Annotated in this window: 20 protein-coding genes, 1 tRNA gene and 1 pseudogene; 13 read left to right on the plus strand and 9 right to left on the minus strand. The window is 66.4% G+C overall.

Features of this window, described 5'->3' with window-relative positions:
* Positions 1–111: 111 nt before the first annotated feature.
* From LDO86_RS03570 to tmk, 4 genes are all read right to left on the minus strand, one after another.
* A tRNA-Thr gene (locus LDO86_RS03570) sits at positions 112–184 on the minus strand.
* A 105-nt stretch (positions 185–289) separates the two neighbouring features.
* Positions 290–1,855: an alpha/beta hydrolase gene (locus LDO86_RS03575; protein WP_144600289.1), complete on the minus strand. Its 1,566-nt coding sequence runs from the start codon at positions 1,853–1,855 to the stop codon at positions 290–292.
* The gene (locus tag LDO86_RS03580) at positions 1,852–3,015 is read right to left on the minus strand and encodes a DNA polymerase III subunit delta' (protein WP_056389228.1); all 1,164 of its coding nucleotides are present in this window, start codon (positions 3,013–3,015) and stop codon (positions 1,852–1,854) included. The genes LDO86_RS03575 and LDO86_RS03580 overlap by 4 nt, the downstream gene beginning before the upstream one ends.
* On the minus strand, positions 3,012–3,686 hold the full coding sequence (tmk, locus tag LDO86_RS03585) for a dTMP kinase (protein ID WP_018771198.1): 675 nt from the start codon (positions 3,684–3,686) through the stop codon (positions 3,012–3,014). The genes LDO86_RS03580 and tmk overlap by 4 nt, the downstream gene beginning before the upstream one ends.
* Before the next feature lie 135 nt (positions 3,687–3,821).
* On the opposite strand from tmk, the gene LDO86_RS03590 reads away from it, so the two are divergent.
* A complete protein-coding gene (locus tag LDO86_RS03590) occupies positions 3,822–5,012 on the plus strand; it encodes an aminotransferase class I/II-fold pyridoxal phosphate-dependent enzyme (protein WP_018771197.1) in 1,191 nt (396 codons plus the stop codon).
* 9 nt (positions 5,013–5,021) lie between these two features.
* On the plus strand, positions 5,022–5,375 hold the full coding sequence (locus LDO86_RS03595) for a DUF2516 family protein (protein WP_224084281.1): 354 nt from the start codon (positions 5,022–5,024) through the stop codon (positions 5,373–5,375).
* On the opposite strand, the gene LDO86_RS03600 is transcribed toward LDO86_RS03595, so the two are convergent.
* Positions 5,360–6,193, minus strand: a complete 834-nt coding sequence (locus LDO86_RS03600) for a class I SAM-dependent methyltransferase (protein WP_223993856.1) — start codon at positions 6,191–6,193, stop codon at positions 5,360–5,362. The two genes, LDO86_RS03595 and LDO86_RS03600, sit on opposite strands and share 16 nt — an antisense overlap.
* A 119-nt stretch (positions 6,194–6,312) precedes the next feature.
* Here LDO86_RS03600 and LDO86_RS03605 point away from each other — a divergent pair, with 119 nt between their 5' ends.
* Positions 6,313–7,059, plus strand: coding sequence for a phosphoglyceromutase (locus tag LDO86_RS03605; protein ID WP_018771194.1), 747 nt, complete (start codon positions 6,313–6,315; stop codon positions 7,057–7,059).
* Between the two features lie 75 nt (positions 7,060–7,134).
* On the opposite strand, the gene phoU is transcribed toward LDO86_RS03605, so the two are convergent.
* Positions 7,135–7,797, minus strand: coding sequence for a phosphate signaling complex protein PhoU (phoU, locus tag LDO86_RS03610; RefSeq protein ID WP_018771193.1), 663 nt, complete (start codon positions 7,795–7,797; stop codon positions 7,135–7,137).
* A 205-nt stretch (positions 7,798–8,002) separates the two neighbouring features.
* On the opposite strand from phoU, the gene LDO86_RS03615 reads away from it, so the two are divergent.
* A complete protein-coding gene (locus tag LDO86_RS03615) occupies positions 8,003–9,235 on the plus strand; it encodes an ATP-binding protein (protein WP_224084464.1) in 1,233 nt (410 codons plus the stop codon).
* On the plus strand, positions 9,232–9,912 hold the full coding sequence (locus tag LDO86_RS03620) for a response regulator transcription factor (RefSeq protein WP_026266060.1): 681 nt from the start codon (positions 9,232–9,234) through the stop codon (positions 9,910–9,912). Before LDO86_RS03615 ends, LDO86_RS03620 begins: the two co-directional genes overlap by 4 nt.
* A gap of 89 nt (positions 9,913–10,001) precedes the next feature.
* Here the strand turns inward: LDO86_RS03620 and LDO86_RS03625 are convergent, their stop codons facing one another.
* Positions 10,002–10,601, minus strand: a complete 600-nt coding sequence (locus LDO86_RS03625) for a hypothetical protein (RefSeq protein WP_056389217.1) — start codon at positions 10,599–10,601, stop codon at positions 10,002–10,004.
* 272 nt (positions 10,602–10,873) lie between these two features.
* Between LDO86_RS03625 and LDO86_RS03630 the strand changes: the two genes are divergently transcribed.
* The 8 genes from LDO86_RS03630 to LDO86_RS03665 all read left to right on the plus strand — a co-directional run bounded on the left by LDO86_RS03630 (position 10,874) and on the right by LDO86_RS03665 (position 18,372).
* Positions 10,874–11,356 (plus strand): CarD family transcriptional regulator, encoded by a 483-nt coding sequence (locus tag LDO86_RS03630; protein WP_011690592.1) that lies wholly within the window; start codon positions 10,874–10,876, stop codon positions 11,354–11,356.
* A 108-nt stretch (positions 11,357–11,464) separates the two neighbouring features.
* The gene (gene ispD, locus LDO86_RS03635) at positions 11,465–12,247 is read left to right on the plus strand and encodes a 2-C-methyl-D-erythritol 4-phosphate cytidylyltransferase (protein ID WP_224084282.1); all 783 of its coding nucleotides are present in this window, start codon (positions 11,465–11,467) and stop codon (positions 12,245–12,247) included.
* Positions 12,248–12,255: 8 nt separating this feature from the next.
* Positions 12,256–12,756, plus strand: a complete 501-nt coding sequence (ispF, locus tag LDO86_RS03640; protein ID WP_018771188.1) for a 2-C-methyl-D-erythritol 2,4-cyclodiphosphate synthase — start codon at positions 12,256–12,258, stop codon at positions 12,754–12,756.
* Positions 12,757–12,765: 9 nt separating this feature from the next.
* The gene (cysS, locus tag LDO86_RS03645) at positions 12,766–14,223 is read left to right on the plus strand and encodes a cysteine--tRNA ligase (RefSeq protein ID WP_224084283.1); all 1,458 of its coding nucleotides are present in this window, start codon (positions 12,766–12,768) and stop codon (positions 14,221–14,223) included.
* A gap of 105 nt (positions 14,224–14,328) precedes the next feature.
* On the plus strand, positions 14,329–15,318 hold the full coding sequence (rlmB, locus tag LDO86_RS03650; protein WP_018771186.1) for a 23S rRNA (guanosine(2251)-2'-O)-methyltransferase RlmB: 990 nt from the start codon (positions 14,329–14,331) through the stop codon (positions 15,316–15,318).
* A gap of 90 nt (positions 15,319–15,408) precedes the next feature.
* Complete coding sequence (glgX, locus tag LDO86_RS03655; RefSeq protein ID WP_224084284.1) at positions 15,409–17,514, plus strand: glycogen debranching protein GlgX; 2,106 nt, start codon at positions 15,409–15,411, stop codon at positions 17,512–17,514.
* Between the two features lie 5 nt (positions 17,515–17,519).
* Positions 17,520–18,008 carry a ribonuclease domain-containing protein gene (locus LDO86_RS03660; RefSeq protein ID WP_018771184.1) on the plus strand — a complete coding sequence of 163 codons (489 nt, stop codon included), beginning with the start codon at positions 17,520–17,522 and terminating at the stop codon, positions 18,006–18,008.
* A 7-nt stretch (positions 18,009–18,015) separates the two neighbouring features.
* A complete protein-coding gene (locus LDO86_RS03665; RefSeq protein WP_018771183.1) occupies positions 18,016–18,372 on the plus strand; it encodes a barstar family protein in 357 nt (118 codons plus the stop codon).
* 54 nt (positions 18,373–18,426) lie between these two features.
* On the opposite strand, the pseudogene LDO86_RS03670 reads toward LDO86_RS03665, so the two are convergent.
* Positions 18,427–20,213, minus strand: a pseudogene (locus tag LDO86_RS03670) (thiamine pyrophosphate-requiring protein).
* Between the two features lie 63 nt (positions 20,214–20,276).
* Positions 20,277–22,895, minus strand: coding sequence for an alpha-glucan family phosphorylase (gene glgP, locus LDO86_RS03675; RefSeq protein WP_186447770.1), 2,619 nt, complete (start codon positions 22,893–22,895; stop codon positions 20,277–20,279).
* Positions 22,896–23,002: the final 107 nt, after the last annotated feature.

A 23,002-nucleotide genomic window follows, 5' to 3' on the forward strand; every position in this document is an offset into this window, starting at 1 on the left:
TGGCCGGGAGGGGTTCCCATCATGTGCCCTGCCCTCCGGCAGTACTACCCGCTTAACCAGCGAAAAACCCCGGAAACCCCTGAAAACAGGGGCTGTCCGGGGTTTATCCCGAGCTTCCTATCAGAATCGAACTGATGACCTTTTCATTACGAGTGAAACGCTCTACCGACTGAGCTAAGGAAGCACCGCACCAAATCCCCCGGACGAACCGGGCGCTTCATGCAAGAGTCAACTGTAATAGAGTCCCGCCGCCCCGGTCAAAATGGCCGGCGTGACGCTGCTGCGAACCTCAGCACACCGTATTGTCGGCCGGCAGCTTGCCGCTGACCAGATAGTTGTCCACGGAATCCTCCAGGCAGCTGTTGGCCCGGCCGTACGCGGTGTGTCCTTCACCCTTCCAGGTCAGCAGGGAGGCGTTCCCCAGCTGCTTGCGCAGTGATGCTGCCCATTCAACGGGGGTTGCAGGGTCGCCGGTGGTGCCGATGACCACGATGGGGGAGTCGCCGCTGTACTCCACCGCCGCCGGCGTGCGGACGTTTTTGTACGGCCAGTCTGCGCAGATGGTTCCGCCGTAGGCAAAGAAGTAGCCCAAGGTGGGTGAATCCTGTTCCAGCCGCTTTTCCTCCGCCCGCATGCCCGCGGCGTCCGAAACCATGGGGTAGTCCAGGCAGTTGACCGCATTGAAAGCGAGCGCCGAATTGGACGTATAGGAGCCGTCGGGGGCCCGGTCGGCACCGATATCGGCAAGCCGGAGCATGAGGCTGACGTCCCCGGAAACGGCGGCCTCCAGCGCTTGGGTGAGGGCCGGCCAGCTTTGGTCGTTGTAAAGCGGGGTGATCAGGCCGCTGACGAACTGGGTTGCATTGACCAGCCGCCCGTCCTTGGCCGTGCGGGGTGTCTGCCGTATGGAGTCAATGAGGTCCCGGATCTGCTGAACGCCGGAGTCGACATCACCGCCCAGGGGGCACTTGGTCTGCTTCTGGCAGCTGGCCACGTAGCTGTGGAGCGCCTTTTCGAAGGCCCGGGCCTGGCCGCTGGTCAGGTCCTCATTGCTGATTGACGGATCGAGGGCGCCATCGAGGACCATCCGGCCTACGTTGTCCGGGAAAAGCGAGGCGTAGGTGGAGCCCAGGAACGTGCCGTAGGAGTACCCCAGGTAGTTCAGCTTGGAGTCGTTCACAACCGCGCGGAGCACGTCCAGGTCCTTCGCGGCGCTGACGGTGTCAATGTGGCCCAGGACGGGGCCTGTTTGTGACGCGCACTGGGTAGCGATTGCCTTGCTGTCAGCCAGTGCCGCCGCCAGCCCGGCATCGGTTTCGTACGCGTAGATCTTGGCCCGGGCGGCGTCGCGTTCGGCGTCCGTGGCACAGGTGACCGGAGCGGAGCGCTTCACGCCACGCGGATCGAAGCCCACGAGGTCGTAGGCGTTGCGGACAGCCGCTGAAAAGTGGGTTCCGGCAGCGTCTTTGACAAAGTCGTAACCGGAGGCGCCCGGGCCGCCGGGATTGACCAGGAGGCTGCCGGTCTTCTTACCGGTGCTGGGTGCCCGGAGCGCTGCGATCTGGATGGTGTCGCCGCCGGGATTGGCGTAATCCATGGGCACGTTCACCTTGGCGCACTGGAATTCCCCTTCGCAGGGCTCCCACACGATTTGCTGCGAGTAGAACTTTTCCAGCCCTGCGGGAGCAGACGCCACGATGGAGGGGTCAGCCTTGGCCGTGGCAGCTTCCGGCGGGTTCTTGTCGCCACCAAGGAGGCTGCAGGAGGCCAGGACAACGGCCACGGCCATTGCTGCGGCGGCGCGGACAGCGACCGTCAGGGACCTGTGGCGTGCGGGCAGGGGGCGGGCAGTCATCGGGTCTCCTTGGAGGGCTGTATCAGGCTGGCAGCCATGGACTCAATGGTCAGCAGCGGGGCAACGTTGGTGGTGGTGATGCGTTCACGGGCTTTGTTAATGGCGTCCATGCGGGCCAGCGTGGCTTCCGGCGTGGAGCGGGCTGCGAACTCTTCCAGCTCACTCCTCAGCTCAACGTTGACCAACTCCACGGCGTTCCCAAGCTGGATGATCAGGACGTCGCGGTAGAAGGACAATAAATCCGTCAGGGTCCGGTCCAGGGAGTCCGTGATGGATCTCTTGGCCCGCCGCTTCTGGTCGTCTTCGAGCTGTTTCAGCTGGCTGCGCATGGCCGGGGGGAGGGCGCCGGTTTCCGGTGCTCCCAGCGTCGCCAGCAGTGCGGCCTTCTCTGCTGCATCGCGTTCCTCGTTGGAGCTGTTGGCCTCCGCAGTGGCGATCTTGACCAGCTTGTCCGCCATCATGACCGCCGCTGTTACGCCGCGCAGCCCCAGCGGGAAGCGGACAGTCTCCAGGCGGCGTTCCCTTGCCGCCGGATCCCTGGCCAGCCTCCGGGCGATGCCCACATGGCTTTGGGCAGCGCGGGCGGCCTGCTCCGCAAGGGCAGGGTCCACGCCGTCGCGCCGGACCAGCAGCGCTGCCACGTCCGACGCGGGCGGCAGCCGCAGGGCAACGCTTCGGCAGCGGGACCGGATGGTCACCAGGACATCGGCCGGGGACGGCGCGCAGAGCATCCACACGGTCCGCGGCGTGGGTTCCTCGATGGCCTTGAGCAGCACGTTGGTGGTCCGCTCGGCCATGCGGTCGGCGTCCTCCACCACGATGATCCGCCACCGCCCGGACGACGGCCGGTTGCCGGCGGTTGCCACCAGTTCGCGGGCCTCGTCAATAGTGATGGTGACCTTCTCTGTGCGCACGAAGGTCACGTCCGAATGCGTTTCACCCAGGATCGTGTGGCAGGCCTGGCACTGTCCGCAGCCACGCTGGCCCACGTCCTCCTGGTCGCAGTTCAGTGCGGCCGCGAACGCCTTGGCGGCATTGGAGCGGCCGGACCCCGGCGGACCGGTGAACAGCCAGGCGTGCGTCAGGCTTTCGCCGCCGGCGGCTTGGCGCAGTTGTTCGACGACGGCGGGCTGGCCCTGGAGGTCATCCCAGACGGTCATGAGTCACCGCCGTCCGTGGCTGCTGCGGCGGCAGGAACGGCAAGGAGGGTTTCCACCCGGGCGAGGATCTGAGCGGCAAGGTCTTCCACCGGGAGGTGGGCCGGGAGGACCAGGTACGACTCCGGGCGGTCCGCAGCAAGGCTAAGGAAGGCCTCCCGGATCCGGGTATGGAACTCGTCAGCCTCGGATTCCAGGCGGTCTTCCGCTGCCTGGCCGGCAGTTCGGCGGCGGCGGCCAAGTTGGGGGTCAACGTCCAAAAGGACTGTGAGGTGGGGCTGGAGGCCCGATGTGGCCCACTCATTGAGGGAACGCACCGCGTCCAGGCCCAGGTTGCGGCCGGCACCCTGGTAGGCCACCGAGGAGTCGATGTACCGGTCCGTCAGGACGATTTCACCGCGGCCAAGTGCCGGGCGGATTACTTGGGTGGCGTGCGCGGCCCGGGAAGCCGCAAATATGAGGGCCTCGGTGTGCGCGTCGATGTCGCCATTGCCGTGGTCCAGCACAAGCGACCGCAGCTTCTCGCCAACCGGGGTGCCGCCGGGCTCCCGGGTGCGCAGCACGGTGTAGCCCAGGGACTCCAATGCTGCCGCAAGCCGGCCGGCCTGGGTGGACTTGCCTGCACCATCGCCACCCTCGAACGCGATGAATACGCCGGCCCTCTGTTTGTTCACTTCTCAAGCCTACCGAGGGGTACCGACTTTTCCCGATCCGTAGCTACCTCGAAGGCGGCAGTCCGGTGAACGGCAGCCGTCCACAAAACGACACCGCTTTCCGGCGGATCCGGCAGGAACAGTACGCTTTTCACCATGAGTCTTTCCGAGCACCAGGCCGCTTCCCTTTCACCCGAGACCGTGGTGGTGGCGGCCGGGCGTCCGCCGCGGGAAAGGGACCAGCCGGTCAATCCTCCCATCACGCTTTCCTCCACCTACTTCGGTACCGGTCCGCTGGGTGACGGCGACCGGGGTTATGGCCGCTATTCCAACCCCACCTGGGATCCCTTTGAGGAGGCCCTCGGCCAGCTTGAAGGAGCTGCCCTTCCCGGACTGCTCTACGCGTCGGGGCTGGCGGCGGTCAGTTCCGCGCTGTCCCTGATCCCTGCCGGCGGCGTGCTGGTCATGCCCAACCACAGCTACTCCGGCTCCCTGGTGATGGCGACGGAACTTGCCCAAAAAGGATTCATCGAACTCCGGACCGTGGACATTGCCGACACGGACGCCGTCAAGGATGCCCTGGCACCGCAAGGCCCGTCGGCGAAAGCCGCGGCCATGCTGTGGCTGGAAAGCCCCACCAACCCCATGCTCGGAATAGCGGACATGCCGGCCGTCGCTGAGGCCGCCCATGCAGCCGGGGCAATCGTCGTCACTGACAACACCTTTTCCACGCCACTGGTGCAGCAGCCCCTGCAGCTCGGATCCGACGTCGTCCTCCACTCGGTGACCAAGTACCTCGCCGGGCACTCCGACGTCGTCCTTGGCGCCCTGGTTACTTCCAATCCGGACATCCGGTCGTCGCTGCTCCACCACCGCATCATCCACGGCGCCATCGCGGGTCCCTTCGAAGCGTGGCTCGCACTGCGGGGTCTGCGGACCCTCGCGCTGCGCGTGGAACGGTCGCAGGAGTCGGCAATGATCCTGGCGGAACGCCTCGCCGCCCACCCCGCCATTGATTCCATCCGGTTCCCCGGGCTCGATTCCGACCCCGGCCATGCCCGCGCCAAGGAACAAATGCAGGGCTTTGGCTCCATTATCTGTGTCCAGGTGGCACCCACGGCGGGCCTGGGCGGCGCCGACGCCGCGGACAAGCTGGTGCAGGCGTTGGAGCTTTGGCTGCCGGCCACCTCCCTGGGCGGGGTCGAATCCCTGATCGAACGGCGGCGCCGGCACTCGGCGGAACCCGCCAGCGTCCCCGAAAACCTGGTTCGGCTGAGCGTCGGGGTGGAAAATGTTGAGGACCTGTGGGCTGACCTGAAGCAGGCGCTGGACACGCTGGAGGGCTAGGCTGGGCTTGTGGACGGTCGAATAATTATCGCGTACGTAGAGCAGGCAGTGTTCTTTATCCTTGGCCTGGTGGCCCTGGGGCTTGAACTGTGGGCGTTCGTGGACTGTGCCAGGCACCGGGCCAACGCCTTCGAAGCCACGGGCAAGCGGACCAAGACGTTCTGGCTTGCCCTCACCGGCGGTGCGTTGCTGGTGGGCATCATTTCGCTGTTCGGCGCCGGTGGCGGCATTGTCAGCACCCTTGGCCTCTTCGGGCTCGCCGCCGTGGTGGCAGCCTCCGTCTACCTGGCCGACGTCCGTCCCGCAGTGAAGGACGCAGGCCGCGGCGGCAGCCGCAACATGGGCCCCTACGGCCCCTGGTAACCAGGTTCCACGGCCGCCCAGTCCACCGTCAGCTCGCCCAGCCGCCACCTGGCCGGCCCGTCCTGCACCGGCCACCCGGCCTCGCGCAGGCCCCGGCACATGCCGACCCAGCGCTGCCTGTTGCCGAACGAGGCGAGCGGCGCGCTCCCAAGCCATGCGCGGTCCATCGCCTGCATGAAGGCATGAACAGGTTCGCCAGGGACGTTGCGGTGGATCAAGGCCTTGGGAAGCCGCTCGGCCACGTCCGAAGGCAGGTCGAAGCTCCCGAAACGGACCGAGATGCTCAGCGACAGCGGACGGACCCGGTCGAGGGTCACCCACGCCACGCGCCGCCCGATCTCGTCGCACGTGCCGTCCACGAATATGCCGCCCGGCGACAACCTGCCCTGCACCAGCTGCCAGATGCCCCGGACATCAGCTTCCTCGTACTGCCGCAGGACATTGAAGGCGCGGACCAGGACAGGATGGCCGGGAACGGGCAGCTCGAAGCCGCCCAGGTGGAAGGTCAGCCCGGGCCGCTGCAGCGGAAGCGCAGCGCGGACGCGCTCCGGTTCGATCTCGATCCCGCAGACCCGCACGTCCGGCCGGACAGCGGCGAGCCTTTCATGGAGTTCGACGGCGGTGGCTGGTGTTGCGCCGTAGCCCAGGTCAATGACGAGCGGGTCAGCCGCCGACCGCAGGCGCCAGGCCTGAGGTCCGGCCAGCCAGCGGTCCACCCGGCGCATCCGGTTGGGGTTGGTGGTGCCGCGGGTGACGTTGCCCACCGGACGGCCCTGCCGGGCGGCCGATGTCCTGCCGGATAGTTGCGGGGAGTTCACCCGTTCAGCCTTTTGAACCACCGCACAACCCTATCCCTGGCCCTGGCGGAAGCGGGCCCACCGCGGCCTGGCTTGTAACGCTGGGCGGGCGGCAACACTGCTCGGCTAGGATGAAAATCATGACTTACAAGCTGATTCTGCTGCGCCACGGCCACAGCGAATGGAACGCAAAGAACCTGTTCACCGGCTGGGTGGACGTTGACCTGAACGACCAGGGCCGCGCGGAAGCAGCGCGCGGCGGTGAGCTGCTGGTGGAGAACAACATCCTTCCGGACGTGCTCTACACCTCCCTGCTGAAGCGGGCCATCAACACCGCGAACATCGCCCTGGACAAGGCCGACCGCGGCTGGATTCCGGTCAAGCGCGACTGGCGCCTGAACGAACGCCACTACGGCGCGCTGCAGGGCAAGGACAAGGCGCAGACCCTCGCCGAATACGGCGAAGAGCAGTTCATGGAATGGCGCCGTTCCTACGACACCCCGCCGCCGCCCCTCGACGACAACTCCGAGTTCTCCCAGGCGCACGACCCCCGTTACGCGGGACTCGGCGATGCCCTGCCGCGCACCGAGTGCCTTAAGGATGTCCTGGTGCGGCTCCTGCCCTACTGGGAATCGGACATCAAGGAGGACCTCAAGGCAGGCAAGACGGTCCTGGTGACCGCACACGGCAACTCGCTGCGTGCCCTGGTCAAGCACCTCGACGGCATCAGCGACGAAGCCATCGCCGGCCTGAACATCCCCACCGGCATCCCGCTGGTGTACGAACTGGACGAGGACTTCAAGCCGGTCAAGCCCGGCGGAACGTACCTGGACCCCGAAGCTGCCGAAGAAGCCATCCTGGCAGTGGCAAACCAGGGCAAGAAATAGGACATTAAACCCGTTCGACGGCGGGCCGGTCACCTCAGGTGACCGGCCCGCCGTCGTCCTCCGGCAGCTTGGGTGTCAGCTGTGTTCTGTCCCGGTGGGCTGCCATGCGCCCGTGACCAGGTAGGTCACCTTCTGGGCGACGGAGACGCCGTGGTCGGCGAAGCGCTCGAAGTAGCGGCTGGCGAGGGCCACGTCCACGGTGGTGGCGGGGGACTCGTGCCACTCAGGCGCGGCGATGGCCTTGAAGACGCTCAGGTGCAGGTCATTGATCGCCGTGTTGGCTTTGAGGATGTCCCTGGCCACCTCGAGGTCGCGGCTTTCAAGCAGGACGGTCAGCTTGTCGGCGATCTCCTGGTCGAGCTCGGCCATCCGGTTGAAGGTCTCCGTCATGGACTCCGGAATCACCGTGGAGGGGTAGCGGAGGCGGGCCAGCTGGGCGATGTGGCGGGCCAGGTCACCCATCCGCTCGAGGGACGCGCTCATCCGCAGGGAACCGACGATCATGCGCAGGTCGCTGGCGACAGGACCCTGCAGTGCCAGAATGTCGATGGCCCGCTCATCGAGGCTGTTCTGCAGGAAATCGATGCGCGCGTCCGCGGCGATGACATCCTGGGCGAGGTCCACGTCCGCTACCTGGAACGAGGTAGTGGCCTTGTTGATCGCTTCGCTGACCAGTCGGGAGATCTCCACCAGCTGGTCACCGACCTGGGTGAGCTCTTCCTGAAAAACCTTACGCACGTAGGCGTCCTTTCCTTGGAACTCCCGCCGGCCGCTGCAGGGCAGCAGGAATCGTGTCGCCATTAGGCGCTCTGACCACCAACTCTGTCATCGCCCGGTAAACGATTATGCCCACACAGATGAACGTTAGTTGAACCGTTGGCCGGATAGGCCGGAAGTCGGCAGGGGGCTTAGGGCAAGAGCATAAAGTGGAGCTGTGGATCCTATGCTCATTGGTCTGGTTGCCGGCCTTATCGGCCTGGCGCTTGGCACGTTCGGCGTGCTTGCCTACCGGGTCAGCGAGAAGCAGCGCGAGCTGCTGGAGATCGACGCCGGGGAGCTGGCACTGCCGCCCGGCGCAGCGGAGGTGCTCGCCGTCGTCGGACGGGCTTTTGTGGTGCTGGACGACGTGGACGGCGTGGTCCGGGCCAGCCCCGCAGCGTACGCGTACGGCCTGGTCCGCGGGCACACCGTGGTCCACAGGGAACTCCTGGACATGACCGCGGGAGTCCGGCGGGACGGCGTCATCCTGGAAAAGCAGCTCGAACTCCCGAGGGGGCCGCTGGGCAAGGGAACCATCATCGTCCAGGTGCGGGCGGCCATGCTGGGTGAGGAATACATCCTGCTCCTCGCCGATGACCGGACGGAGATCACGCGCACCGAAGAGATCCGCAACGATTTCGTCGCCAACGTATCCCACGAACTGAAAACCCCCGTGGGTGCCATTTCGCTGCTGGCCGAGGCGCTCGAATCCTCCGCCGACGATCCTGACGCTGTCCGCCGCTTCGCCAAGCGCATGCACAAGGAATCCGCCCGCCTGGCCGCCCTGGTCCAGGACATCATCGAACTTTCCCGCCTGCAGGGCGCCAGCGTGACCCAGCAGGGCGGCCCGGTGGACATCAACGCCGTCATCGCCGAGGCCGTGGACCGGTCGCAGCTTCCCGCGGAAAGCAAGAACATCAGCATCGTGGTGGGCGGCCGCACCGAGGGCAAGGTCTTCGGTGACCAGGACCTGCTGGTGACGGCGCTGCGAAACCTTATCGACAACGCCATCCGCTATTCACCCGACAACACCCGGGTGGGGATCGGTGTACGTTCCAGGGAAGGCGTAGTCTCGATTTCCGTGACGGACCAGGGCGAGGGGCTGACCCCTGAGGACCAGGAACGCGTGTTCGAACGCTTCTACCGGGTGGACGCCGCCCGTTCCCGCCAGACGGGCGGTACCGGCCTGGGCCTGAGCATCGTGAAGCACGTGGCGTCCAACCACGGCGGCGAAGTGACCCTCTGGTCCCAGCCCGGGCAAGGGTCAACCTTCACCCTCCGGCTGCCCGAAATGGAAGGCCAGGACGGCGAGGCCGCGCCGGCCGGGCCGGAAGCACCGGCACAGGCGCCGGAAAAACCCAGTCTTACCCACCTACCCCGCGCCGCCGGCGCAACAGATCGAGGAGCCAGCGCTTGAGCAGGATTTTGATTGTCGAGGACGAGGAGTCGTTCAGCGATCCCTTGTCCTATTTGCTGGGCAAAGAAGGGTTCGAGGTGGAGGTGGTGGACAACGGCCTTGATGCCATCACCGAATTCGACCGCAACGGCGCCGACCTGGTGTTGCTTGACCTGCAGCTCCCGGGCCTCTCCGGCACTGAGGTGTGCCGGCAGCTCCGCCAGCGCTCAAGCGTCCCCGTCATCATGCTGACCGCCAAGGACTCGGAAATCGACAAGGTGGTGGGCCTGGAACTCGGTGCTGACGATTACGTCACCAAGCCCTACTCCTCCCGCGAACTGGTGGCCCGCGTCCGGGCGGTATTGCGGCGCCAGGGGGAGCCTGAGGAGCTGATTTCCTCAACCGTCCAGGCCGGTCCGGTCCGCATGGACATCGAACGGCACGTGGTGAGCGTGGACGGCCAGCAGGTCCTGCTTCCCTTGAAGGAGTTCGAGCTCCTGGAGATGCTGCTGCGCAACTCGGGCAGGGTGCTGACCCGCGGCCAGCTCATCGACCGCGTCTGGGGCTCCGACTACGTGGGCGATACCAAGACCCTTGACGTCCACGTGAAGCGCCTCCGCGGCAAGATCGAACCCGATCCGTCCGCTCCCCGCTACCTGGTGACCGTCCGCGGCCTTGGGTACAAATTCGAGCCGTAGGCCGTACCGGGACTCCGTCAGCAGGCATAACAAAAGGGAGGAGCCAGTGGGCTCCTCCCTTTCGTTGTGTCCGGGGTTCCGGCGCCTGCTTAGCGGCTCGTGGCGGTCGCGGTGGCAGTAGCCGGGGCGGAGGCGCTCGAAGTGGCGCTGGTGGTTGCGCCGGCAGAGGGGGTGGCGGATGAAGAAGCGGACGACGAGGACGTTGCCGAAGCGCTCGGCGTAGGTACGTAGTCCTTGTACTCCTCCAGCGTGGCGTCCAGGACGGGAACCTTGACGGTGTTGCTGACGTTGGTGCCGTTCTCGCTGATCTTGACGTCCACCAGGGAGCCGGGCTGGCCACCAGTGGTGCTCAGGATGGCTTCGTCGGACTTCTCGTTGAGGAGCGTGTACGAGTTGGCCTTCACCGGTACCTCGGTCTGCGAGCCCTTGGCGCCGTTGACCGTGAGCTTCACGTCCTTGGAAGAGGAGTTGTAAACGGCGCCGATCAGGCGGCCGGGCTTGTCCTCGCCGGTGGAAACAATCAGGATGTTCCGCAACTGCAGGGGACCGAGGTCCGCGCGGATGCCGTCCGAGGCGGAGTACTGATGGCTGGTCTGCTGGGGCGTGATGTAACCGCAGCCCGCGGTCAGCAGGCTGGCGCCAAGGGCAGCAGCCGTCAGTGCCAGTTTGCCGCGCTGGGCCCGGTTCATCGCAGTGGAACGCACGTCACGTACTCCTCGAGAAATTTGAAGTCTTTTTCAGCCCATAGCCTATCCGCAATGAGGGGCAAACGAGGATTCGGCGGTGTCACATCCACTGTGGGAGCGCTCACCTGATGCACTAATCCTCCCATCCGTCAAGGGGGTGAAGGGGGTTGATTGGGCCCATTTTCCGCGTATTTTCGCGGTTGGAGGCCCTTTCTCCGGCCGGTCATATGCCTGAATCGTGATAAACTGGTCTGCGGGAAAGGGGAAATGTCCACATGGTATTTGAGGTCGGCGAGACAGTAGTTTACCCTCACCACGGTGCTGCGAAGATTGAAGAAATCAAGATGCGCACCATCAAGGGCGAAGAGAAGATGTATCTCAAGCTCAAGGTGGCTCAGGGTGATCTGACCATTGAAGTTCCAGCAGAGAACGTTGACCTTGTTGGGGTCCGGGACGTAGTGGGCAAGGAAGGCCTGGAGCACGTGTTTGATGTGCTCCGCGCCGAGTTCACCGAGGAACCCACCAACTGGTCACGCAGGTACAAGGCAAATCTGGAGAAGCTTGCTTCCGGTGACGTCATCAAGGTGGCAGAGGTCGTTCGCGACCTGTGGCGCCGGGATCACGACCGGGGCCTTTCCGCAGGCGAGAAGCGTATGCTGGCCAAAGCCCGTCAGATTCTGATTTCAGAACTGGCGCTGGCTGAAAAGACCGACGAGGAGAAGGCTGCAAGCGTTCTCGACGAGGTCCTGGCTTCCTAAGAATTTAGCCCCGGCGGCACGCAAGTGCCGCCGGGGCTTCTTTTTTTGGCATCACCCGCCGGTGTCCAAGCCGCCTGACCGCAGTGGCGGCGTCGTAGGCTAGTCCGCATGAGTGAATCACCCACGCGCCTGGTCACGGCCGTCATCCTCGTGGCCGCCGGTTCCGGGCAGCGCCTCGGCTACGGCATGCCCAAGGCCGCTGTTCCGCTCGGCGGCGAGCCCATCCTGATACATGCCCTGCGGGGCATTGTCGCGTCAGGAGTGGCGAGCCAGGTGTGCGTGGCGCTGCCTGCCGATGACCGGGGCCTGCGGGAGTTGTGTGACGACTTCCGTGGCGAGCTTGCCGATGGTGGTCCACTCCTGACGATTGTCGACGGCGGAGCCACCCGGGCCGACTCCGTCCGCGCAGGCATCTCGGCACTGATGGACGGCATCGAGGCGGTCCTGGTCCACGACGCCGCCCGCGCGCTCACGCCCGAATCCGTTTTCCACCGCGTCTCCGATGCCCTTGCCGCCGGCGCTGCCGCCGTCATTCCGGCGCTGCCCGTGGTAGACACCGTCAAAACGGTGGCCGCCACTACCGGGGAGGACGCGGCCTTTGCACCCGAAGTTGTCACGGGGACAGCCCGCCGCCAGGAGCTCCGGGCCGTGCAGACGCCCCAGGGTTTCCGGATCGGCGCGCTGCTGCAGGCGCACCAGGCCGCACAGTCCCTGGACCAGCAGCAGTCCGCGGCCGTCACCGACGACGCCATGCTGGTGGAGATGCTCGGCACCCCCGTCCATGCCGTCCGCGGATCAACGCAGTCCCTTAAGATCACAACGCCCCTTGACCTGATCTTCGCGGAAGGGCTCCTGGAAGGCCCGCTCGGCGCCCGGTGGGTGGAAGGATGAGCGCGGAGATGGTTCTGCCGCGCACCGGGGTGGGAATCGACGTCCATGCCTACGCGCCGGAAGACTCGCCCCGGCCCCTCTGGCTCGGTGGACTCCTATGGCCCGGCGAACGGGGCCTCGCCGGGCACTCAGATGGTGACGCCGTCGCCCATGCGGCCGCGGACGCCCTGTTCTCGGCCGCCGGTATCGGCGACCTTGGCACCCACTTCGGCACCGACCGCCCGGAGTTCGCCGGCGCATCCGGCGCCACCCTCCTGGCCGAAGCCGCCCGGATTGTCCGGGCAGCCGGGTTCGAAATTGGCAACGTTGCGGTGCAGTTCGTGGCCAACCGGCCCAAGTTCGGGCCGCGCAGGGAAGAATCCCAAAAGGTCCTCAGCGAAGCCGCAGGCGCCTCTGTGGGCGTCACGGCAACCACCAGCGACGGCCTGGGATTCACCGGACGCGGGGAAGGCATTTCGGCGGTGGCCACCGCGCTGGTGTACCCCCAGCAGCCCCAGCCCATCAGTTAGTCTGGAGCGGTGACCCTGCGCTTCTATGACACCGCCTCCGCCGAAGTCCGGAACTTCGTCCCCATCGTCGACGGCAAGGTCAGCCTCTACTACTGCGGCGCCACCGTCCAGGGCATGCCGCACGTGGGGCACATCCGCTCCGCCATCGCCTTTGACCAGCTCACCCGCTGGCTTGAGTACCGGGGCCTGCGCGTCACGGTCGTCCGCAACGTGACGGACATCGACGACAAGATCCTGGCCAAGTCCGAGGCTTCGTTCGCGCCGGACTTCAGCCCGGAGGTGGGCGAAGTGCCTCAGGAGGAATGGTGGGCGCTGGCGTACCGCTACGAGCAGGAATTCCTGAAGGCCTACGACACCCTTGGCGTCTCCCGGCCCACGTACGAACCCCGGGCCACCGGGCACATCCCCGAGATGCATGCCCTGATCCAGCAGCTCATTGACCGCGGCCATGCCTATCCTGCCCTGGATGATTCAGGGGACGTGTACTTCGACGTCCGTTCGTGGGACACTTACGGCGCACTGACCCGGCAGAACATCGATGACATGCAGGCAGCGCCCGACGCCGACCCCCGCGGCAAGAAGGACCCCCGCGACTTTGCGCTGTGGAAGGGCTCCAAAGAAGGGGAGCCGGCCACCGCCAGCTGGGCTTCGCCCTGGGGGGCAGGACGGCCCGGCTGGCACCTTGAGTGCTCGGCCATGGTCACCAAGTACCTGGGTACCGCATTCGATATCCATGGCGGCGGCCTGGACCTGCGCTTCCCGCACCACGAAAACGAGATGGCGCAGTCACAGGCGGCAGGACACCCGTTCGCCAACTTCTGGATGCACAACGGCATGGTGACCTACCAGGGCGAAAAGATGTCCAAGTCCATCGGCAACACCATCAGCCCCGCGGAGATGCTGGAACTCGCGTCGCCGCGGGTGGTGCGCTACTACCTCGGCCAGGCGCACTACCGCTCCATCCTGGACTACCGGCCCACCTCCCTGCAGGAGGCCTCGGCCGCCGTCGAACGCATTGACGGCTTCATCAGCCGGGCCGTGCGTGCACTTTCCTCTGACGGAACCTACACCCTTGCCACGGACGGGCTTGTTCCCGAGGCGTTCGAACGCGCCATGGATGACGACCTGAACGTCCCCCAGGCGCTGGCAGTACTCCATGACACCGTCCGCTCCGGAAACACCGCCCTCACTGAGGACCGGCTGGAGGACGCCCGGCAGGCGCTGCACCATGTCCACGACATGCTCGGGGTCCTGGGGCTGAACGCAGTCGAAGGCTCCGCTGCCGCGGCAACCCGGGAGGCCGAGGCCCTTGGCGTGCTGGTCGAAGCGCAGCTGGCCGCCCGCGCGGCTGCCCGGGCCCAAAAGGACTGGGCCGCCTCCGACGCCATCCGGGACACGCTCAACCAGGCCGGCGTCGTGGTGGAAGACGGCCCGGACGGCGCCACGTGGAGCCTCAAGCGGGACTGATCCCCACCCGCCCCAGGGGACGGATCGCTTGCCGGCGCTGCCGATTTTTCTTCGGTCAGTAGACTGGTAGGCAGATTCAGTCAACACAATCAAGGGTGGAACATCATGGCCAACAATGGTCGCCGATCGGTTAAAGCGAAGAAGGGCCCAACCATCGGAACCGGTGGCCATGGCCGCAAGGCCCTCGAGGGCAAGGGCCCCACGCCCAAGGCCGAGGACCGTCCGTACCACAAGGCACACAAAGCCAAGCAGCTGGCCGAGCGCTCCGCTGCCAAGCGCGGAACCGGTGCCCGCAGTGCCGGTGCCGCCAAGTCCGGACCCAAGGGCCGTGCCACCGAGGAAGTGGTGACCGGACGCAATTCGGTCGTAGAAGCGCTCCGCGCCGGCATCCCTGCCAAAGCCCTGCACGTTGCCATCCGCATCGAGATGGACGACCGGGTCAAGGAATCCCTGAAGCTCGCCGCCGAACGCGGCATCCCGCTGATGGAAACCGGCAAGGCGGAACTGGACCGGATGACGGACGACGCCGTCCACCAGGGCCTGGTGCTGCAGATCCCGCCTTACGATTACCAGGACGCCTACGAACTGGCCGAGGAAACCGTGGAGAAGTGGAAGAAGGGGCACGTCGCCAACGCGCCGCTCTTCGTTGCACTGGACGGCATCACGGACCCCCGGAACCTGGGTGCCATTATCCGCTCCGTCTCCGCCTTCAGCGGCCACGGCGTGATCGTGCCCGAGCGCCGCTCGGTGGGCGTCACCGCCTCGGCCTGGAAAACCAGCGCCGGCGCGGCGGTCCGCGTGCCCGTGGCCCGCGCCTCCAACCTGAACAACGCCCTGAAGCAGTTCAAGAACATGGGCATCTTCGTCCTGGGGCTCGACGGCGACGGCGACGTTTCGCTGCCTGACCTCACCCTGGCCAAAGAACCGGTGTGCATCGTTGTGGGCTCCGAGGGCAAGGGCCTGAGCCGCCTGGTCCGTGAGAACTGCGACCAGATCGTCTCCATCCCCATCGATTCCGCCATGGAGTCACTCAACGCGTCGATGGCAGTGGGCATCTCGCTGTACGAGGTCTCCCGCCAGCGCGCGGCGGGGTAAGTACTTCCAGCCCGGTATCCCGGGATGGTTACCCGGCGCCGCTGTGGCGTACGGGCAGGTCAGGTGCCGCTGGCGGCTACTATTTAGGTGATGGTCATGCCGCTCTTCGACACTGCTTCCGCCATGGATGCCTCCTCGGCTGTTCCCCTCGGTGTCAGCGTTCCGCGCGCTGATTCCGGCGGTACCCGCCACCACGCCGGCGCGCGCGCCAACGTCGCCTGCCTTGCCCCCGGGGTGTCCAGCCTGGACATCGTGTACTGCCCTCCGGGCGGCCAGTGGCGGGTCCAGACGCTGCCCAACGTTACGCGCGGCGTCCATCACGGCATTGTCGAGGACCTGCCCTACGGATCGCACTACGGCTTCTGTCCCACGCCGGACCGTCAAATCCTGCCCTCCGGGCTTCCTGCAGGCAATGGGAACGGTTCCGGCAGCCAGCCCCTGCTCCTGGACCCCTATGGCCGGGGAGTGGACCAGCGCGACGGCGTCCTCACCAGCGTCCGGACCGCAACCGACTTCGACTGGGGGTCGGACGAACGCCTGCGCCTTCCCTGGCGCAACACGATCGTGTACGAAGCCCATGTCCGTGGCCAGAGCATGCTCCATCCCGACGTGCCGGAAGAGCTGAGGGGCACCTATGCCGGCCTGGCCCACCCAGCCGTGGTGGAGCACCTGACCAGCCTGGGCGTTACCTCCGTCCAGCTCCTGCCCGTGCACTTCCACGTCGATGAGCCGCACCTGCAGGACCTGGGACTGACCAACTACTGGGGGTACAACACCGCTGCGTTCTTCGCCTTGCACCCCGGGTACGCCACCCGGGCCGCCCGGGAGGAAGGCCCGCAGGCTGTCCAGGATGAGTTCAAGGCCATGGTCAAGGCACTCCACGAGGCCGGGCTGGAGGTCATCCTCGACGTCGTCTACAACCACACCGCCGAGGCCGGACCGGGCGGGCCGGTCCTGAGCTTCCGCGGACTGGGGGAGGACACCTACTACCGCGTGGACGGTCACGGCAGGTACATCGACACGACGGGCTGCGGCAACACGCTGAACTTCGCGGACCAGCGCGTGGTCCAGCTGGTGACCGATTCCCTCCGGTACTGGGTGGACGAATACCACATTGACGGATTCCGGTTCGACCTGGCCGTCACGCTCTGCCGGGACGCCGCGAACGAATTCGACCCCGAACATCCCTTCCTCACCGCTGTCGCCGCCGACCCCGTGCTGTCCGAGGTCAAGCTGATTGCCGAGCCCTGGGACATTGGCTACGGAGGCTGGCAGACAGGCCGCTTCCCGCCCGGATGGGTGGACTGGAACGACCACTTCCGGGACGCCGTCCGTACCTTTTGGCTGGCAGACCGTGCCGCCATCGACACTGGCGGGCACGGCGGGACCATGGCCAAACTCGCCGACGCCCTGTCCGGTTCCGCCAGCCTCTTCCAAGCGTCCGGCCGGTCACGCCTGGCATCGGTCAACTTCGTCACCGCCCACGACGGCTTCACCATGAACGACCTCGTGTCCTACGACCGCAAGCACAACGAGGCCAACGGCGAAGAGAACAGGGACGGGCACGGGGACAACCGCAGCTACAACCACGGCGTGGAGGGCCCCACCGAGAACGGTGTGATCCTCGCCCGGCGGGCGCAGTCGCGGCGGAACCTGATGGCATCACTGATGGTTTCGCTGGGGGTTCCTATGATCACCGCCGGGGACGAGCTCGCCCGGACGCAGCAGGGGAACAACAACGCCTATTGCCAGGACAATGCCATCACCTGGCTTGACTGGACCATGACGCCGGAAGCGCACGAAATGCTGCGCAGCACCAAACGGTACATCCGCCTGCGCAAGGAGTTCCTGGCTGCCCAGCCGCATGATTTCCCGGTGCGGGACGAGCAGTCCTACCTCTACTGGTTCGACCAGCACGGCCAGCCCATGTCCGCTGAACGCTGGAACGATCCGCACCACCGCGTCATGCAGCTCCTGCTGGGTGACGACGGCGGCGAACTGGCCGGCCTGGTGGTAGTGAACGGCAGTGCCTCGGACGTCACGGTCACCCTGCCGGACGCCGGGAGGAAGAATCCAAGCCTGTTCGAGCTTCGGCTGACCACCTCGCCCCGCCACAAGCAGCGGCAAGGCATCCAGGTGGCTTCGGGGGAAACCGACCTGGCCGAGGCCAACTCCATCAGCATCTACCGCACGTAGCTCACATGCGGAACCGCTCCATCCTCCCCCTGCTCCTGGCCGTGCTGGTAGTGCTGGCCATCGTGGCGTTCGGCGGTGCCGGGCTGCTGGGCCGGCAGACGGAAGGCACGACGCCGGAAACTGCTTCCAGCCGCACCCCCACACCGGGCGGAGCGGCAACGTCCCCGGCAGCGAAGCAGTCCCCGCCGCAGCGGGGCGCGAACCCGTCCAGCCTGCCGGAGATCAGGGAGTCCGCCCTTCCCGTGGAGGGCCGCCGGGTGCTGGGGCTGATCCGGGCGGGCGGTCCGTTCCAGTACAGCCAGGACCAGCAGGTGTTCGGCAACTTCGAGCGGGTCCTGCCGGTCCGGAACCGTGGCTACTACCGCGAGTACACCGTCCCCACCCCCGGCGAACCGGACCGGGGCGCACGGCGCATCGTCGCCGGTGACGGCGGGGAGAAGTATTACACCAGTGACCACTACGCAACGTTCAAGTACATAGCGGAAGGCAGCTAGCGCAACCATGAGAATCTTCTCCGGCGACACCTGGACCCTGGAAGAACTGCAGGAACAGGTGGCGGATGCCGGCCGGCGCAGCGTGGTGGTCCCACCCGCGGACAGCAAACGCGCCGTCCTGGAAACCTTCGGTGAGGTCCTGGATTTTCCCGAACACTATGGCGTTAACCTGGACGCGCTGAACGACTCGCTCCACGACTTCGCGGACAGCATCACCGACAATGGCAACCCGCCCGTCACGGTCCTGTGGCAGGTGGCTGCCCCGTTCCGCAGCGACAGGTCGTTCGGGATCATCTGCGAAATCCTGCAGGACGCCGAACGGTACGCGGGCAATGACCTTGCCGTCACCGCCGTCATGCTCTGACCCGGCTCCCGTCCTGAAAGTCCCGTTCCTCCCCAAGGGACCGGGCACACGCGGCTAGCCCTCCGGTCGCTCCTCGTGCGCGGCATAGGTGTCCAGCAGCGCAGAGGCCCGGCCGCCGTCGTCCTCCGCTGACAGCCCTTTCCGCATGTTCTCCGCCTTCTGGCGCCCGGCCGGGAACGGCGGAAGCAACGGGACCTCGGGGTCGGCCAGTACCTCGATCACCACGGGGCAGTCCGCGGCGAAGGCCTGGTCCCAGGCGTCTGCGATTTGCTCCGGGGCCTCCACCCGGATGCCCCTCAAACCCAGCAGTTCCGCGTAGCCGGCGAACGGAAAATCGGGAAGCTCCTGGCTTGCGGCAAACCTCGGCTCGGCCTCCGACTCACGCTGCTCCCACGTGACCTCGGTAAGTTCCCGGTTGTTGAAGACGCACACCACGAACCGTGGGTCCTGCCACTGGCGCCACCTGTGCGCCACCGTGACCAGCTCGGCCACGCCCAGCATCTGCATGGCACCGTCCCCGGCCAGGGCCACGAGCGGGCGGTCCGGATGCGCCAGCTTGGCGGCAATCCCGTAAGGGATGGCGCAGCCCATGCTGGCCAGCGTCCCGGACAGGTGCGCCGGGACGTTCAGGGGCAGCACCAGTTGACGGGCATACCAGTAAACACAACTTCCGACGTCGACACTCAGCTGGGCGTTCTCCGGCAGCCTGCCGTTAAGCTCACGCACCACACGTTCAGGATTAATGGGGCTCGCCGCAACTGCAGCCCGGTCTGCCGAGAGGATGCGCCACCGGCTGACGGCCTCCTCCACATCTGAACGCCATTGGGTGCGTGGGCGGTGTTCCAGCCGTTGGTTCAAGGCTTCCAGGGCGGACGCGGCGTCTCCCGCCAGGCCCACCTCCACGGGGTAGCGGTTGCCGATCTTCTTCTCGTCAATGTCGATCTGCACGGCGCGCGCGGCCCCGGGCGGCGGGTAGAACTCGGTCCAGGGGTCGTTGGAACCCACTATGAGGAGGGCGTCGCAATTGCCCAGAAGGTGGGCACTGGCCGTGGTGCCCAGATGCCCCATGGTTCCCACCGCGAAGGGCAGGTTCTCATCCACGTAGGGCTTGCCCAGGAGGCTGGTGGCGATGCCGGCCCCAAGCTTTTCCGCCACGGCAACCACTTCCTTGCCGGCGTGCCTGGCACCCTGGCCCACCAGGAGGGCACCCTCTCTGCGGAATTGAGGAGGGCAGCTGCGGCGGCCAGGTCTTCCCCGCGGGGGCTCTTGGCCGCAGCACTCCAGGAGGGGGCTGTGACAACGATGCCGTGCAGCTGCTCCAGCTCCGGGGCAGGCGCGGACTGCACGTCATGCGGAATGATGACCACGCAGGGGGAGGAGGTTGCCTTCGCCGTCCGGAAGGCACGGTCCAGCACCATGGGCACCTGCTCGGGCGCGCTCACCAGCTGCACGAACTGGGAGGCGACGTCCTTGAACAAGGCGTTGAGGTCGATTTCCTGCATGTAGGCCGAACCCAGCACGGTGCGGCTCTGCTGCCCCACGATGGCCACCACCGGCACGCCGTCCAGCTTCGCGTCGTACAGCCCGTTGAGCAGATGGACGGCGCCGGGGCCTTGGGTGGAGGTCACCACGCCCACTCCGCCCGTGTACTTGGCATGGCCCACGGCCATAAAGGGCGCCGACTCCTCATGCCGGGCCTGGACGAACTCAACCCGTCCATCGGTGCGGCGCAGGGCACCCATGAATCCGTTGATGCCGTCCCCGCTGTAGCCGAAGACCCGCCCCACACCCCACGTGGTGAGGCGCTCCACGATCACATCCGCTAACGTACGTTCGGTCATTGCGCCCTCCTGCGTCGGGTTGGTCCCTGCCTGCCCAGGAGCCGTACCCATCGGAGCGGCGGGCTAAGCGTTGACGATCAGCCCCAGCTCCGCCTTGGAGGCCAGTGCTTCATGCCGGGGCAGTACGCGGACGGTGTATCCGAACGGTCCGGAGCGGTCGATCACCAGCGAACCGCTGAACAGGTGCCGTCCGTTGCCAAGGTCCTCCTTCACCTGCAGCTCCATCATGGTGATGTCTGCCAGGGCGTCGTTCTCTTCGGCCCGGCCATAAGCCACTTCCACGCAGACATCCTCGGGGGTGAGGGCATTCAGCGCTATGTAGGCGTTGACCTGCAGTGTGTCGCCGATCTGCGGATCCTCGGACACACCCACGGAATCCACGTGCTCCACGTGCACCTGGGGCCAGGCCAAGCGGACCTTGGCCGACCACGACGCCAGGGCACGGGCCTGGGCATAGGAGTTGGCGGTGGCGCTGCGGCCGGCTTCGGCGGCGGGGCGGTACAGGATGTTCACGTAGTCGCGGAGCATGCGCTCCGCGGAAACGGCCGGACCCAGGTGGGACAGGGTGTGCTTGATCATGGACACCCAGTGCGTGGGGACCTTCTCGCTCCTGGTGGTCGAAGGCCCGGCAGCTCCTGCCCCCTCGGATACCGTGCTCCCGTAGAAGCGCGGTGCCACCTGTGTTTCAAGCAGCTCGTACAGCGCCGCCGCCTCGATGTCGTCGCGTTCCTCGGGGGAGGCGTCGTTGTTGGCGGTGGGAATCGCCCAGCCGTTCTCGCCGTCGTACATCTCATCCCACCAGCCGTCCAGGACGGACAGGTTCAGCGAGCCGTTCAGCGCCGCCTTCATGCCGGAGGTCCCGCAGGCCTCCAGCGGCCGCAGCGGGTTGTTCAGCCAGACGTCACAGCCCGGGAACAAGGTCCTGGCCATGGCGATGTCGTAGTTGGGCAGGAACGCGATACGGTGCCGCACCTCGGGATCGTCCGTGAAGCGCACCAGGTCCTGGATCATTTTCTTCCCGGCATCATCGGCAGGGTGCGACTTTCCAGCGATGACCAGCTGGATGGGGTGCTCCTTGTGCAGCAGCAGCGCCTTGAGCCGGGCAGGTTCGCGCAGCATCAGGGTGAGCCGCTTGTAAGTGGGCACCCGGCGGGCAAAACCGATGGTCAGCACATCCGGGTCCAGGACGCTGTCCGTCCAGCCCAGCTCGGCGTCGGCCGCGCCGCGCTTCTTCCAGGCAGCGCGCAGCCTGCGGCGGACGTCCTCCACCAGCGCAGCCCGCATCTCCCGGCGGAGCGCCCAGACATCGGCGTCGCTGACGTTGTAGGCCAGGTCCCATTTGCCCAGCGCTTCCGCCTCGCTGCCGAACTGGTCGCGGGCCAGTTTGGAGATGCGGCTGTCCACCCAGGTGGGTACGTGCACGCCGTTGGTAACCGAGGTGATGGGCACCTCGGAGTGGTCGAAGCCCGGCCACAGGGCGGAGAACATGCCGCGGGACACTTCGCCGTGCAGTTTGGCCACGCCGTTGGCGCGCTGGGCAAGGCGCAGGCCCATCACCGCCATGTTGAAGACGGACGGGTTGCCGTCCGCATAGTTTTCCCTGCCCAGTTCCAGGATCCGGTCCAGCGGCACCGCGGGAGCCAGGCCGGCCTGGAAGAAGTGGCTGATCTGGTTGATTTCGAACCTGTCAATGCCTGCCGGGACGGGCGTGTGCGTTGTGAACACCGTGGAGGCACGCCCCGCGGCCAGTGCTTCGTCGAAGCTCAGGGCCTGTTCACCGGACATCAGCTCCTGGATGCGTTCGATCCCAAGGAACCCGGCGTGCCCTTCATTGGTGTGGAACACCTCCGGTGCGGCGCAGCCTGTCAGCTTCTGGAAAGCGCGCAGGGCCTTGACGCCGCCCATGCCGAGCAGGAGTTCCTGCTGCAGCCGGTGGTCGCCGCCGCCCCCGTACAGCCGGTCCGTGATGCTGCGGGCGGCATCGTCGTTGCCCGGCACGTTGGAGTCCAGCAGGAGCAGGGGAACGCGTCCGACGTCGGCACGCCAGATGTGTGCCAGCAGCCGCCTTCCGTTGGGGAGGGGGAGTGAGATCTGCAGGGCCTTGCCGTTGCCGTCGGGGGACGGCTCGCGGAGCAAGGTCAGGGGCAGCCCGTCCGGATCCAGGACCGGGTAGGTCTCCTGCTGCCAGGCATCGCGCGAGAGTGATTGCTTGAAATAACCCGCCTGGTACAGCAGGCCCACCCCGATCAGGGGAACACCCAGGTCCGAGGCAGCCTTCAAGTGGTCACCGGCCAGGATGCCCAGGCCGCCCGAATACTGGGGGAGGACCTCGGTAATGCCGAACTCGGGGGAGAAGTAGGCGATGGAGGCGGGGGCGTCCGGGCCCAGGCCCTGGTACCAGCGGGGTTCCTCAAGGTACCGGTCGAGGTCCTCTTCGGCAGCCCGCACCCGGTCCACCACTGACTGGTCCGCGGCGAGCCGCTGGAATTCCTCGCGGCTGACCATTCCCAGGAAGCCGATGGGATCCTGCCCGCTTTCCTCCCAGAGGCGCGGGTTCAGTGCCGCGAAAAGCTCCCGCGTGGGCCGGTGCCAGGACCACCGCAAGTTGCTGGCCAGCCTGGCCAGGGGCCGGATGGGCTCGGGGAGGACTGTACGGACCGTAAACCTGCGGATTGCCTTCACCTGCGTCACACTAATCGACAACATGCGCGGCTGGAACCAGCTTTCGGTTTCTTTTGGGTAAATGACAGGGGCGTGAAGAAATTGGGCCGCGGCGCGAGGAATTTTAG

Source organism: Arthrobacter sp. StoSoilB19, from assembly GCF_019977275.1.
GTDB lineage: Bacteria > Actinomycetota > Actinomycetes > Actinomycetales > Micrococcaceae > Arthrobacter.